At 42.8% G+C, this 14,071-nt stretch carries 12 protein-coding genes; 6 read left to right on the top strand and 6 right to left on the bottom strand.

Annotated elements, in window-relative coordinates:
• Positions 1-350: helicase-related protein (locus ACO1R6_RS09290; RefSeq protein WP_486264148.1), on the top strand; the 350-nt coding region annotated here is incomplete at its 5' end.
• 179 nt (positions 351-529) lie between these two features.
• Positions 530-1,159, top strand: a complete 630-nt coding sequence (locus ACO1R6_RS09295) for a hypothetical protein (protein WP_486264149.1) — start codon at positions 530-532, stop codon at positions 1,157-1,159.
• A gap of 409 nt (positions 1,160-1,568) precedes the next feature.
• Here the strand turns inward: ACO1R6_RS09295 and ACO1R6_RS09300 are convergent, their stop codons facing one another.
• From ACO1R6_RS09300 to ACO1R6_RS09310, 3 genes are all read right to left on the bottom strand, one after another.
• The gene (locus ACO1R6_RS09300; protein ID WP_486264151.1) at positions 1,569-4,484 is read right to left on the bottom strand and encodes a T9SS type B sorting domain-containing protein; all 2,916 of its coding nucleotides are present in this window, start codon (positions 4,482-4,484) and stop codon (positions 1,569-1,571) included.
• 947 nt (positions 4,485-5,431) lie between these two features.
• Entirely contained in the window at positions 5,432-5,923 is a 492-nt protein-coding gene (locus ACO1R6_RS09305) for a hypothetical protein (RefSeq protein WP_486264153.1), read from the bottom strand.
• A gap of 445 nt (positions 5,924-6,368) precedes the next feature.
• The gene (locus ACO1R6_RS09310) at positions 6,369-6,938 is read right to left on the bottom strand and encodes a Crp/Fnr family transcriptional regulator (RefSeq protein WP_486264155.1); all 570 of its coding nucleotides are present in this window, start codon (positions 6,936-6,938) and stop codon (positions 6,369-6,371) included.
• Between the two features lie 173 nt (positions 6,939-7,111).
• Here ACO1R6_RS09310 and ACO1R6_RS09315 point away from each other — a divergent pair, with 173 nt between their 5' ends.
• Positions 7,112-7,501, top strand: coding sequence for a hypothetical protein (locus tag ACO1R6_RS09315; protein ID WP_486264157.1), 390 nt, complete (start codon positions 7,112-7,114; stop codon positions 7,499-7,501).
• 486 nt (positions 7,502-7,987) lie between these two features.
• Here the strand turns inward: ACO1R6_RS09315 and ACO1R6_RS09320 are convergent, their stop codons facing one another.
• Together ACO1R6_RS09320 and ACO1R6_RS09325 are read right to left on the bottom strand one after the other, a co-directional pair.
• The gene (locus ACO1R6_RS09320) at positions 7,988-8,902 is read right to left on the bottom strand and encodes a poly(ethylene terephthalate) hydrolase family protein (RefSeq protein ID WP_486264159.1); all 915 of its coding nucleotides are present in this window, start codon (positions 8,900-8,902) and stop codon (positions 7,988-7,990) included.
• A 226-nt stretch (positions 8,903-9,128) separates the two neighbouring features.
• On the bottom strand, positions 9,129-9,524 hold the full coding sequence (locus ACO1R6_RS09325) for a hypothetical protein (RefSeq protein WP_486264160.1): 396 nt from the start codon (positions 9,522-9,524) through the stop codon (positions 9,129-9,131).
• Positions 9,525-10,109: 585 nt separating this feature from the next.
• On the opposite strand from ACO1R6_RS09325, the gene ACO1R6_RS09330 reads away from it, so the two are divergent.
• Both ACO1R6_RS09330 and ACO1R6_RS09335 read left to right on the top strand, forming a co-directional pair.
• Positions 10,110-10,244, top strand: coding sequence for a hypothetical protein (locus tag ACO1R6_RS09330; protein WP_486264162.1), 135 nt, complete (start codon positions 10,110-10,112; stop codon positions 10,242-10,244).
• Positions 10,245-10,271: 27 nt separating this feature from the next.
• Positions 10,272-10,493, top strand: coding sequence for a hypothetical protein (locus ACO1R6_RS09335; RefSeq protein ID WP_486264163.1), 222 nt, complete (start codon positions 10,272-10,274; stop codon positions 10,491-10,493).
• A 195-nt stretch (positions 10,494-10,688) separates the two neighbouring features.
• On the opposite strand, the gene ACO1R6_RS09340 is transcribed toward ACO1R6_RS09335, so the two are convergent.
• On the bottom strand, positions 10,689-13,130 hold the full coding sequence (locus tag ACO1R6_RS09340; protein WP_486264165.1) for a zinc-dependent metalloprotease: 2,442 nt from the start codon (positions 13,128-13,130) through the stop codon (positions 10,689-10,691).
• A 501-nt stretch (positions 13,131-13,631) separates the two neighbouring features.
• Between ACO1R6_RS09340 and ACO1R6_RS09345 the strand changes: the two genes are divergently transcribed.
• Positions 13,632-14,071: alpha/beta hydrolase family protein (locus ACO1R6_RS09345; protein WP_486264167.1), on the top strand; the 440-nt coding region annotated here is incomplete at its 3' end.

A 14,071-nucleotide genomic window follows, 5' to 3' on the forward strand; every position in this document is an offset into this window, starting at 1 on the left:
ACCGGGCTGCGGCGGTTAACCAGTTCCAGGACGACGACCAAGTACGGATATTTTTAATTAGTTTAAAAGCCGGCGGCACCGGCCTTAATTTAACCCGCGCCGATTACGTGTACCTCGTAGACCCCTGGTGGAACCCCGCCGTCGAAAACCAGGCCATCGACCGGGTGTACCGCATTGGGCAGGAGAAACACGTAGTAGCCGTCCGCCTCATTTGCCCCAACACCGTGGAAGAAAAAATTCAGAAATTGCAGGAAAGTAAAAAAGAGCTGGTAAAGGATTTAGTTAAAACAGATAATGCTTTGCTGAAATCGATGACGAAAAAGGATTTATTGGGGTTGTTTGGGCGGTAGGATTTGGGTTAACGGAATAAGCCAATCAGAGATTGGCTTTCCTAAAAGTGTGTAGAGCGCTTCGCTAACTCTATACACACACAACAGGGCTTTGTGTTAACTCTTGGCATTGCTAGGATATTCATTTAACTTATGATTTTAATATATACTTAGTAATTTATAATATTTTACTTCTCAAGATGCAAGAACGTGATTTTAGAATATCTAGATTTAAATTAAGATGGGTGGCAACATTCTTGGTGGTTTTACCTTTGATACCAATCTTTATTTATTTGTTCAATTTCTTTGATAATAAACTTTCTGATAATCCTTCAGATTGGGGAACATTCGGTGATTTCTTTGGAGGCATTTTGAATGCCTATTTTTCTTTATTGACATTACTAATAACAATCTACATTGCTTATGAAATATCAAATTTAGAGGAAAAAAGAAATGACAGAAATTTAAGTTTTGAAAGAAGGAAGTTGTTAACAGAATTAAGAGAAAGTGAATTCAGAAGAATTGGTAGTGAATTAAGAAAGTTAGGTGATTTGGGAGAAGAATCAGGACGTGGAAAAATATTACAAAATGTCTATTCCCAAGTTCAATTCTATGGTTTTATAAATAAACACTTATTTCCTTTTTTGAATGAGCCAGTGTTTACAAATTTAGAAGGTTCTATTGGGTGGTATTCAATATATTATAATGAAAAAAGAGATTTATCAGGGAAGGGTGTAGCTTTTTTAAGTTTAAATTGCTTGAAACATATATTAGAATTTTCTGAAAAAACCCAACAATATATTCTATCTGAGATGGATAATACAAATTAATTTGAAATCCCATGTTATTCTTGTTATGCGTAGAGTTAGCGAAGCACTATATGCACTTTTCGCAAAGCCAATCTCCGATTGGCGCAATAAAAATATACAAACTATGCTGTTCTATTAACACTTGGCGTATCTAACGCTTTGGCAGGAAAAAGCATGGTCCGTCTGTTTAAATTGGAGAAGGCAATATTTTGCCACGTTTACAACCGCTGATAGGGACTTGCCTTAATATTTTTATTCTCTCGCTACGCCAATCAGAGATTGGCTTTACGAAGAGTGCGTAGCGCGCTGGGCTAACTCTCCTCACAACAAGGCCCTAACGCTAGGCACAACAGAGTTATTAAGGTTATTTACTTAAATTTTGTCATTAATCTAAATTCACCAGAGAATGAGGAAAAAAGAATTTAGTTTTTTACCGCACAAGTTCTACCCAACCTTTCCAGCTTAAACCGGTGGCGGTTGTCAGGTGATAATAATAGGTTCCATCCGAAAGGTCGCCCCCATCCCAGGTATTTTGGTAGTTGGCTTCCTCAAACACCAATTTCCCATAACGGTTAAACACTTTCAGGTTTACGGGCAGGCACGTTAACCGGGGAGCAAAGGTATCGTTGAGCCCATCTTTGTTAGGTGTAAAAATATTGGGGGTTCGTTTCTCTTCCAGCGCAAAGGTGGCAATTTGTTTTTTTATAGAGCAATACTGCCCAAAGAAAACGGTTAAGTAAACGGTAAATTGGCCAGGCTGCTGATATTGATGCACGGGTGCCACATCCGTGGAAGTAGTCCCGTCACCAAAATCCCACAGAAAGGTAGTTGCATCCTGGGTAGTATTGGTAAATGTTACATCAAATGGCAAAATTCCCTGTTGCTTCTGGCTCGTACCACACCCGGTTGCAGTGGCACCGGCGATAATCATAGGCGATTCGGATACGGTAATAAGCCTGGAGGTGGAATAACGGCAACTGCCAGTCTGGATAGTATAGTGGAGGGTATGCCTGCCTGGCCCGGCCTGAGCTGGGTTAAAAGTTCCATTTGTTTGAGTTCCGTGTCCGGTCCAGGTTCCGGCACCGGGCACCGGATTCCCCAGCGAAAATGCCGGCGTATTTACACAAACATATAAATCTGGTACGGTCTGAATTTGGATTTCCGGTTCTACAATAATGGTTTTTGTTCCGGAAACCGTGCAGTTTTGGGTTGAAAAAGTATAAGTTAATTCGTAAGTACCGGGACCAACTAGTGCCGGATCAAAAGTTCCGCCTGCCTTCAAGCCTGGCCCCAACCAAGTTCCGCCAATAGGGCTAAACCCGGAGAGCGGAAAAGCCGCTGTAGACGCACAAACGGTTTGGTTTTGCCCGGCATAAACAACTGGGGGTAAATCTATCACTGCTGTTACAGGTATTCGGGGTCCTTCGCAGCCCGCCTCATTAACAATGGCCACATAGTAATAAGTGGTGCCCGTAACAGACGCCGTTACAAAAGTGTTGCTGGTGTTATCGCTCAAGGCAGTCCCGCCAGTTGCAACCGTATACCAACGGTAAGTCTGAGCGCCAATTGCGCCCGAAGCTGTAAGGGTTACTGGTCCGGCATTACACCGGACACCCGATGTTACCACGGGTGCATTAGGGGCGGCAATAATACTTAAATTAATACCATTATCTGTACTTACCAGTTGAAAACCATTGGCTACCGCTACTACCCTGATTCTGTAACCTGAGCCTAAAGCTGTTTGTGCGGGAATAATTGCAGTTAAGGGGCTGTCTGGGCCTGACCCAATGGTTAACGGCGTGGCAAATGAACCGTTAGCATCCGAAAGCTGTACTTCAAAGGTTGCATTATCCGGCAAATTTTCGAACCCAGAAAATGGTACTGATAAAGCTGTTCCCGGGCAAAAGGCCGCAGCTGAAAGGGAGCCAGTAGAAAAAGTAGGAGGCCCAGTCTCTCCAAGTTTAGTTACATATAAATCATACAAGTTACCCCGAACCTGAATATTATCGAACGTAGGAACCGAAAAACCAAAAAAAGAGAAAAAATTCCCCGTAATGTAACAGTTGTTTGCCAGGTCCAGGGCTATATCACCTACGGTAGAAATTTCACCGGTTGCTTCTTTCGACCAATTTAATTCACCGTTCGGCGCGTATCTATTTACATACAATCCAGCCGGAGTTTGAACCACATGGTTAGACTGCGGAATCAGTTTTAAAGTATTTGCCGCCAGGAAACTTTCGCCGGTAGCATTAACAGCCAGATTTATTCCGGAACCGCCTAAGCTGGTAGTTTTATTTACCCACTGTACGTTACCATCTGTATCATATTTAGCCAGAAAAGTATTTTCTTCCCCTATCCGGTTTAACTTAATAGAACCAAAAGTGGCGTCGTCGGAGAAATAGCCGGCCATATAACAATTACCAGCCGCATCTACTCCTAAAGCATTTCCGGCATCAAACCCAGATCCACCAGCTTGTTTAGCCCATATAACTTTTCCAGTATTATCATATTTAACTAAAAATATATTCCGGTCCAGCGGGCTTTTTAAGGTAATATGACCAAAGGTAGCATCCGGGTAAAAATAACCGGTAATAAAACAATTGGCCTCCTTATCTACCGTAATACCTAAGCCATCCATTAAACCAGGAATAGCGGGTACCCCGGAATTTGCCCATACAGCTATTCCGGCCGCGCTGTATTTTACTACAAACACATTTTCCCCGCCGCTACTCGTAAGTGACTTTTGGTCGAAATTTACTTTGCCGGAAAAACTACCAATAATATAGGCATTTCCGCCAGTGTCGACCGCAATTTGCTGACCTTTACTTTCCCCGCGCTCGTTTATTGCCTGATTTGCCCATAAGATATTTCCGTTAGTATCGTATTTTGCGATAAATAACATTCGGCTCAAATTAGTACTGGTAAGGACCTTATGGCCCAATTCCATTTTACCGGTAAAAAATCCGGTGACGTAGCTATTGCCGGTGGCATCCACCGCTATCGACAAGCCAGACTCAAAATCCACATCGCCCAATTTCTTCGCCCAAAGAATTTTACCTTGGTTATCATATTTGGCGATAAAAATATCCAGTTCGTTACCGGTAAGAAAATTTTCTACGCTGCCAGGTAAGGTAATATTTTGGGATTGGGTACGACCATAAAATGTTATGGCTTTGTCGAAGTTACCAATTACATAGCTGTTACCGGCTGCATCAACTGCAATATCATTACCGTTCTGGGTCCATTCGCCACCTGCCTTTGTTGCCCATTGCCAAGATTGCCCCAGAGCCAGGTTTTGATATAAAAAAATAGAAAAAGCAAAGATTAATCGTAAAAAAATATTCATATTCAACTGGTTACCTGCAGTTCTTTCCTTTTAAGATGTTATAAACTAAATTTTATCTAATTAATTTTTATTGAAATTTTATCCTTTTATTAATTTAGGACTAAATATAGCTTATTATTGCTAATTGACTTATATATGGTTTATTTTTTATCATTATTTTTATTTAAACAAACAATATGGATATTATAAACTTTCAAAGAAGTGTATAAATTTCAAGTGAATAGTTAAAGGTTGTATTAGTCCTCCATTGATATGCTTAGGGTTAGCGCAGTGCGCTATGTACCACATGTGGCTACTATTATACTTTAGGCAAAATGCCCGGCACGTTTAGTAACTTTGAATTCACGAAACGGTAAACGAAGTATCTAAAAACAACAAAATAAAATTAGTCAATGGGAACCGGCACCAGATCCGGCGATTAACAAAAGAAGCAGCGCCAAAAAGAGTTTAAGGAAAGAAAAGAACACCAGGAGCCTCTGTTATGCTTTGCGTTAGCGCAGCGCTCTACGCAATTCCCGTAATGCCAATCTCTAATTTACGTAATAAGAGATATACCAACTATTCTGTTCTATTTATAGCTGGCGTATTTAACGCTTTGGCAGGTAAACGCAAGGTTTGTCGGTTTAAATGAGAGCAGCTATTATTTTGCCGCGTTTACCACCGCTGATAGGGGCTTGACTTTATATTTTTATTCTTTAGCTACGCCAATCAAAGATTGGCTTTCCGAAAAGTGCGGAGAGCGCTGCGCTAACTCACCGCATAGCTCAAGAGTCTTCCTTCTATTTGGTGAAAATTTAATTTTTATATAAGTACAAGTAAATAAAATGGTACGCTTGAAAGGCAGCGAAGCCCTTTACATCATTTTTCCGAATCAACCGCAAAATGTTCTAAAGGGCTTCGCTAAGCCTAAGCGCTCATACAAATCTTAACAATTTTATTGAATGCTACTAAGGTACTCTTACGAGCACAGTATTAATGAAGGCTTTGCTGCCATCGGTATTATATATTTGTATATCTCGCAAAAGTACATCGGTATTGGCATTTATTTCTATAATGTAGGTTGCTTCCGGATCTTTTAAATACAATAATTTATCTATATTAACGAAAAACTTACCTTCTTTCTCAGTAAGGGTATAAGGATATTGGGCAGGTGGCCTGTTATAACCAGGAGCATAATCAACAATATGTATTTTTCCATCGTAACTATATGTAGTATTATCATTAAGCGGTGGGGTGGTACGAGTAGACCTGATAATATTGCCATTTGAATCAAAAGTTTGGTCGAAACCTTCTATTTCCTTCCACTTTCCTTTTAACATTCTGGCCTGGAATTGGAGTGGCGTCTCTGTTTCCACTTTTACCTCCTCCTCTTCTTTTTTACATCCCGAAAAGAAAGAAATACTTATAAGCGCAAAAAGGAGAGGTAAAATTTTTTTCATGTTCCGTTATGTAAATGCTCTTAAATATAGGAAATCGTAAACATTATAGATAACCTGAAATCGTTATTTTTTAAAAGCTAAATAGCAAATCCTCTAGTTGTGTGTAGCGTTAGCGAAGCGCTCTACACATTTTTAGGAAAGCCAATCTCCGATTGGCGTAATGAAAAATATACAGATTATTTAGTTTTATGAACAGGTGGCGTACCTAACGCATTGGCGCGAAAACGCAAAGTCTGTCGGTTTAAATGAGAGAAGGTAACATTTTGCCCCGTTTATAGCGGTTGATAGGGGCTTGCCTTAACATTTTTATTCTTTAGCTACGCCTATAGGAGATTGGCTTCAGTCATGCTTAAATTTGCTAAGGCAACACATACCCTAAACCTTCCTATTATACTTTGCCCTTTATAAGATTAACTAATTGGGTCAAAATACAAATAAGTGTAAATTATTTTTGCCTGGCTCTTATTCTGCTAAGGGTTTCGGCACTGAGGCCAAGGTAGGAAGCAAGGTATTTTAGGGGTACCCTTTGTAGCATTTCCTTATGTTCGCGCAATAGCTTAGCATACTTCTCTTCGGGGCTGTCGAGTAAAAACGAAGCTTCCCGGTTTTCTTTTCGCACAAAAAGATTTTCTACGGAGAATAAGACAAATCTTCCCCAGGTAGGATATTGTTCTATCAGTTCCAGCAGGTGGGGCCTATCAAAGACTAATAAAGACAGATCTTCCATTGCTTTAACATTAAAACGGGAAGGATTACCCGATATAAAACTGGCATAAGAGCCGCAAAAGTAGTTTTCAAAGCTAAATTCTTTTGTAACTTCTTCGGCGCCTACCAAAAAATAAAACCGCACATATCCTTTTACAATAAAGGCCATCTGCCGGCATACCTGCCCTTGCTCTAAAAAATGCGCATGCTTCTTAACCTGTTTGGGCTTGAGTATGCTTTGAAAGGCTTCCCATTCATGCTCATTAATCTTTACAATTTTTTCTACTTGTTTTCTTAGTTCTGCAAACATGGTCTTCTGGCGGTAATCTTGATTTTGGTCAAGAAAATTAAGAGCGATTCTCTTTTCATTTGCGGCCTATGCATCATTCACCTAAACTAAATAAAATTATGGTCGTCAGTGTTTTAAGAACTGTATTTCTCTTGCTATACCTTATAATTGTTTCCCAGGGAATTTTTTACCTCTTGGCGGCATGTCAGGCTTTTTCAGGTATCTCCCTTAATGCTTATGCCGAAATCAGAAACGCCATAGATCAGGTGATTGAAGCGCGCCTTAAGTTGATATATCTGGCTACGCTGGTTATTGGTTTTATTACCGTCCTTTTTTTAGGCAAGGTACCGGGTTCTTTCCTTTTTATTACCACGGTTATTGCTTTTGTATGTATTGTGGTTGACGTATTGTTGGCTTTTAAATTTAATATACCGATTAATGCGCAGTTTCATTCGTATGCCTCGGGTATGTCGGGTGTACCCTGGGAATTGCTCCGGAAAACGTGGTTGCAGTTTATGGAATACCGGGCCATCTTTCAGGTTATCGGTTTCCTGGTGCTACTGGCGGGTTGGGTTAAACAATGATTTACAGTTAGTAAATGACTTAATGGCTATGCCTTTATCTTGTACTTAGTTATGCGCTATTATGCGTAGGGTTAGCGCAGCGGGCTACATGCCACAAGTGGGTACTAGTATACTTTGGCAAAATGTCCGGCCCGTTTAGCAACTTTGAATTTAACAGAACGGTAAACGAATTATCTAAAAACAAAAAAAAACCAGCCAATGGGAACCAGCACCAGATCCGGGGATCAACAAAAGAAGCAGCGCCAAAAGGAGTTTAAGGAAAGAAAAGAACACCAGGAGCGCCTTTTAGCGGCCAAAAAAGCTAACCGCAATACAGGTAAAAGTAATAATGAGCCGGACGAGATACACTAAATATAGTCTTGGCCGTTGTTTAGCACAACCAAGCGAATATTTAATAATATAAACCCGCGTAAACCCGGCTACGCCAAGCAGCTTGCCAAAGTAAAGCGGTGGGCCTGTTTATTAAATTAAATAGCTAAAGGTAGCTTAAGGCAAATTCTTTTTTTCGTAGCGCCAGTTGGGGTTTTGGGCCAGGCCGGCCGGGTTACCGGTAAATAGTTTGCCTGCTTTCTGGTCGCCTTTTAATTGCCATTGGTACCATGCGGTGGCTACTTTGGCAAATTCGCCGCCGTGCGGTTGGCCATACGTGCCGCCGTGCCCCACATCCATATTGGCCATAAAAACCGGCACGTGGTTAATACGTTTGTAATCGTCCATGCCGTTATTATAAGCAATGTCTTTTTCGCCGCCCAGCATGTATAAAGTTGGCGTATGTATTTTGGTCAGGTTTTCTTTTGTCAGGTTAGGCATGGCGCTTCGGCCGTTACCGGGAGTATTAAAAATACCGCTATTACAAACCACAATGGTACTTACCCGCGGGTCCGAGGCTACTTCCAGCGTTTGCAAACCACCGCAAGACATGCCACTTACGGCTATTTTAGCTACATCAATTTTCTGGTAATAGGGGCTTTTTTTATCTTTATTCTGGGCAACCGCCCAATTAATCGCATCAATTAGCTGAGACGAGGTTGATTTTCCGTTGCCTTTTTCCCCTTCCTGCGGCATTGGCCCGATGGCTACCACCAGAAATCCATAAGACGCTACTTCCGACAAAAAATTTACGTGTTCCCACGGCGAATTCGCACAAGCACCGTTACCCCAGGCAATGATGGGCATTTTATGTTTATTTTTAAATTTATTCAGGTCTTTTGGCCGGAATACCGTATGGGTGGGCAAGGTACTTTCGGTAAGCATCAGGGCGCTATAAGGGCCGGTACCACCATCTTCCACCACCCTGGATGAAACTGGGGTAGAGGTAGCCGGCTGCTGGGCCCATATAGGGTACGTAGTGCCTAATATTATTAACGTGATGATTTTCAGGCGTAAATATTTTCCAAGCATATAGTGGGGGTTAATCGTTAGCAGATTAAGTATATGAATTTTTAATAATTTATGCTACCCAACACGCATCACTTTTATTAGGCATAACGCTAACGCTCCCTCCAGTAAAGAGCACCCTGTTATGTGTAGAGCGCTTCGCTAACTCTACGCACAGCATAGAGTATTTACCTTTATAAAATAAACTTTAATGGCCTCCCAATTGTATTTTGGATCTAAATGATACGCATCATTTAGATCCAAAATACAATTCCAAAGTAAGGCCCTTTATTTCATATTTATAAAGGTGTTCTAAATTATAATATTTTTTTTCTATTTTAATAAAACTCTTTTCAACCGTAAAATCAGTCGATTCGTAATTGTAATAACTCACTAGCCCAGGTAGGTTTGGGTCTGAGATTTGAACGAAAGTTCTATTAATAGATACCCAACCATATTCTTTTTTCAATTCATCAAATTTCCATTCATAAGGGCTTACCCTTATTATTTTGTTTTCAGAAATTACATTTGAGATAGTTAAAGCTGTTTGTTCACCAGAAGTTAAAAATTCATCTTTTTCTGTACATGAAAATGCGGTTATACTTATTAGGATATAAAAACTAAGAATCAGTTTTCTAAATTTCATTATTGTATTATTTTATAGTTTTGCCTTATTATTTAGCGAACAGCTATTAAAACAGAACGGGCTTTTGCTGAAGCATTTTTGATGCGCTGTTTTAAATTAGGTTATTTTATTACGTCAATCCGATTTATTTCTGCGGTATACCTTTCAAAGGTAGAAGTTTGCACCGCAATATCCTCTTTAAATGCAAATCCTATTAACACTCTAAATATAAAGATATTCTTTTTAATAGTTAGTAAGCTATCGGGCTTTATTCCTTCTTTTGTTAAAGGGTAATACAAAATTGGATGTTAGGCTGCAACTTCATCATTTTTATTCTTCTGTTATGCGAAGCGCCCTACGTATTTTCCGGACAGCAAATCTCCCATTGGCGTAATTTGTAAAACAAACTACCGGACCGTTTGCTTACCAATCTGCCATGCCGCTGACACCAAGGCCATACAGTTTAAACAGCCCAGAAGGTATTTACTTTGTTACATTTACGGTGGTGTGCTGGCTAGATGTGTTTGTGCGGGCCCGGTATAAAACTATATTTACAGATAGCCTAAATTTCTGTATTCAAAACAAAGGTTTACAAGTGCATGCCTGGTGCCTCATGCGCATTTAATTATTTCGGCGCAGCAACCCAAGGAGGTGAACTTAGCGGATATTATCCGGGATTTGAAAAAGTTTACCGCCTCGCAATTAATCCGGGAAATAGAAGCTGGTCCGGAAAGCCGGTAGGAATGGCTGTTGGATAAGTTTCGGTTTGTGGCGGGAAAAAATAGCCGTAATACCCGGTACCAGTTTTGGCAGCAAAATAACCACGCCGAAGAATTATTGACGAACTATTTTACCGACCAAAAGCTACAATATCTTCATCAGAACCCGGTGCAGGAAGGTTGGGTGGAAGAAGCCCATTCTTACCTGTACAGCAGCGCCCGCGATTACAGCGGTTTGCCGGGGTTGGTACCCATTACTATTATTAGCTGAATAATTTTTTAATTACGCCAATCAGAGATTGGCTATCCGGAAGTGCGTAGAGCGCTACGCTAACTCTACGCACTACGAATAATAGGCAAATAGCTTTGTAGTAGGATGAGCGATTTAAGCCATTTAGCCCAAATGCTTTAAATTAATACACAATACTTTAGGAACTTTGCTTAGTTTACCGGCCACCGCCAAACCTTATTCACACCCAAACAGCAACCCTTGGCCAATGGGAGCGCCGGGCGGCAAATCTAACATTTTGGTTGGTTTTACATTTTCTGGTTTTTCTATTCTGGCCAAAGCAAAGGCAATATGGGCCTTGTAATCCAGGTCGCGGGTACGTTTTTGTGCATGTTTCAGGTAATTTTGGAGGTCGGTAATAGCGGCCTTAGCTATGGCCCGGGCCTGGTAAGCAGCATTTTCGTCCTGCGACAGTGCCAGCAAATGGGTTAGCAGCACCTGTTCGGTTTGGAGTTGCACCTGGCCGGGCAAGCCGGCTTGGCGTTTGCTTTTCCAGGTATTATCGAGGAGTTGTTGGGTAACCTGGTGCAGGCTAAGGTTATTGCCCCGGGCACTTAACTCTACTAAACGCGAGGCCCGTTGCGGATGCAGCAGGAACGACAAGGTAAAATCGGCCGAAGCCTGGGCGGCAGCTAAGGGGTCGAAGGTAAGGCCGGTCCGTTTGGCAAAAAGTTCGCGGCTGTTAATTAAGCCGGGCGCCCGCGGCGGAATCAAAGAAATAATATTTTCGGGCAACGTGAGTACCTCCGGCGAAAGGGTTTGCAGCAGCGCATCCAAGGCTTTTTGTTGTTCCGGCTTGGCCAGTACCTGGGTAATTATTTGCTTATCGCCGCGCATGGCGTAGGTATAGTCTATGCCGCCTACTAATTTGGCAGTAGCTTCGGTTTGGTAGCGGTGGTAATTGTACAAGGGCACCAGCACATCTTCCAGCATACTCATGGGGGTACCGGGTTTAATATTTTTTTCGGAGAAATGGCGAAGCGCAGTTTTCCGCACGGCTAGTACGTGCAGCAATTCATCGGCTGCGTTGGTGCCGTTATCCCAGAGGTGCGCCACCGGATGCGATCCGCCCGGCGCCCGGGCGTCGCGGTCAGAGATAAACATTAAATTCCGGGTGCGCCCCTGGGCCAGCAGTTCGTCCAAGGCCTTTTTTTCGTCGGTACCTTCCGGAAAATCCTGGTAGCCGTACGTAACCGCCAGTTTATCCCAATCACCAATTTGTGTTCCGTAAGCCTGACTAAGGTCTATGTTACCATTTGCATCCAGCTTTACCTGCGGGTGGGGGTAATCCATTACCGAGGCATTGTTGTTGGCGGCGTAGTTGTGCATAATACCCAAGGTATGCCCCAACTCATGCGCCGACAACTGCCGGATACGGGCCAGGGCCATGGTCATCATGGCCGGGTTAGCCGGTTGGCCTTCTTCGTATGGGGCCAGTAGTCCTTCTGCAATCAGGTAGTCCTGGCGCACCCGCAGCGACCCCAGCGAAACGTGCCCTTTGATAATTTCACCGGTACGCGGATCGGTAACGGTAGCCCCGTAAGACCAGCCACGGGTGCTGCGATGCACCCACTGAATAATGTTATACCTAATATCCATAGGGTCGGCCGTATCCGGCAAAACCTCTACCCGGAAAGCATTTTTATAACCGGCGGCTTCAAAGGCCTGGTTCCACCAGCGGGCACCATCCAGCAGGGCCGAACGGATAGGCTCCGGAGCCCCATTATCGACATAATAGGTAAGGGGCTTTACGGCCTCGGAGGCAGCAGCAGCCGGATTCTTTTTACGCAGCCGGTGGCGCGCAATATATTGTTTATGAATATTTTCGCTTACCGGCGTGGCGTAATCGTAGAAAGACATGTTGTAGAAACCGGCCCGGGGATCGGCGGCGCGGGGCGTATACTTATTATCCGGTAATTTGATAAAGGAGTGGTGCTGGCGTAAGGTAAGCGCCTGCACATCGGGCGCAACTTCGCGCACAAAGTTACCGGCATCGTCGCCGCCTGTAAAAGTAAGGGTGCTCTCAAATTCGGTGTTTTCCGGAAAGTTTTTGGTGCGCGGCAGGTATAAGGCCGAGCGACTGGCATCGAGGCGGTAACTGCCCTGGCGGGTCCGGCGAATACTGCCAATTACATCGTGGGCGTCGCGCAGCAAAAAGTCAGTGGCATCTACCAGAACGGCCTCGCCGGTAGCCGCTTCGGCTTTAAATCCCCACAAAATAGATTGGGCAAAAGATTCTTCCACGGCCCGTTTCTCGTTCGCATTACTGGTAAGGGCCCGGTAGTTTAGGTTCGGCTGCACCAACATGACTTTTGGACCCATTTTCCGGAAAAATACAACCCGCTCGCCGCCCAGTTGCCCCCGATCCAGGCCAATGTCGTTCGAACCTAATCCGGCTGGCAAAGAATTTACGTAGAGAAAATCCTGGTCAAAGCGGTTTATTTCGAGCCAGATTTTGCCGGCATTTTCATCCAGGTAAAAATTAAAATAGCCGGGGTACTTTTTCATGCCGGCTGTTTTGGTGGCTATACCGGGCAGTTTTTGCGCAAACGCCGTTAGCACCGGTAAGCAAAGCAAGTAAAAGATAAAATATAACCTGGGCGTAAAGCAGTTTCTCATGGGTTAAGGTATTTTGCTCAAATTAATCTTAAAATAGCAATATAATCCAGGTAAATTTCTGATTATTTAATGTTGTGTCTACAAGCCTTGTTTTGCTTAGAGCGCTCAGGATAACACGGGGTCATAGTTGTATGATGCCTATGGCACAATGTTCGGCCCGTTTAGCAACTTTGAATAGGACTTAACGATACACCAAGTATCTAAATTCAACAAAATTAAATTAGGCAATGGGAACCAGAACCAGAGCAGAAAATCGACAAGAGAAGCAGCGCCAAAAGGAATTCAAGAAAAGAACGAACAGCAGGAACGCCTTTTAGTAGCCAAAAAAGCTAAACACAATATACCTGAAAGTAATGAAGAGCCTGGGTAAAGGCGCTGTTGTTATCTATAAGGTTAGCGTAACACTATGCCACGCCTGGCATTAGGTCACGCACAACTCGGTTTCGGGTTTAATTAGGAAAAGATTAGTATATTCAGCCTAAATTATCTTAAAAATAGTTCATGAAGAAGTGTGCCTGCGTTCTATTATTGTTTTTTTGTTTTCTTACCGCAAAAAGCCAGGTTCTTACCGATTCTATTCTGGTGCAAAATCACTACCGAACGTTTCATTTTATAAAACCGGAGCAGGCTACCCAAAACTTTAACCTTATTTTTGTATTGCACGGGTCTGGTGGCAATGGTAAAGGCATGTTAAAACCCGCCGAAAGTTTACAAAAGGAGTCCGGCAAAGAACCGGTTTTCCTGGTTTATCCCGATGGTTACCAGCGTTACTGGAATGAGTGCCGCAAATCGGCCACCAGCACGGCTAACCTGGAAAATATTAATGAGCAGGCCTTCTTTGAAGCTATGCTGCAGTATTTTCATAAAAACTACGGGGTAAACGGTAAGCATTTTTATGCCATTGGCTTATCGGGAGGCGGCCACATGGCCTATAAACTGGC

The sequence above is a fragment of the Adhaeribacter sp. genome (assembly GCF_057359045.1).

Bases quoted from the DNA above. Each gene is read 5' to 3' on its own strand.
- ACO1R6_RS09305 (WP_486264153.1), bottom strand. From the start codon at position 5,923: ATGAAAAAAATTTTACCTCTCCTTTTTGCGCTTATAAGTATTTCTTTC.
- ACO1R6_RS09310 (WP_486264155.1), bottom strand. From the start codon at position 6,938: ATGTTTGCAGAACTAAGAAAACAAGTAGAAAAAATTGTAAAGATTAAT.
- ACO1R6_RS09340 (WP_486264165.1), bottom strand. From the start codon at position 13,130: ATGAGAAACTGCTTTACGCCCAGGTTATATTTTATCTTTTACTTGCTT.
- ACO1R6_RS09300 (WP_486264151.1), bottom strand. From the start codon at position 4,484: ATGAATATTTTTTTACGATTAATCTTTGCTTTTTCTATTTTTTTATAT.
- ACO1R6_RS09320 (WP_486264159.1), bottom strand. From the start codon at position 8,902: ATGCTTGGAAAATATTTACGCCTGAAAATCATCACGTTAATAATATTA.
- ACO1R6_RS09295 (WP_486264149.1), top strand. From the start codon at position 530: ATGCAAGAACGTGATTTTAGAATATCTAGATTTAAATTAAGATGGGTG.
- ACO1R6_RS09325 (WP_486264160.1), bottom strand. From the start codon at position 9,524: ATGAAATTTAGAAAACTGATTCTTAGTTTTTATATCCTAATAAGTATA.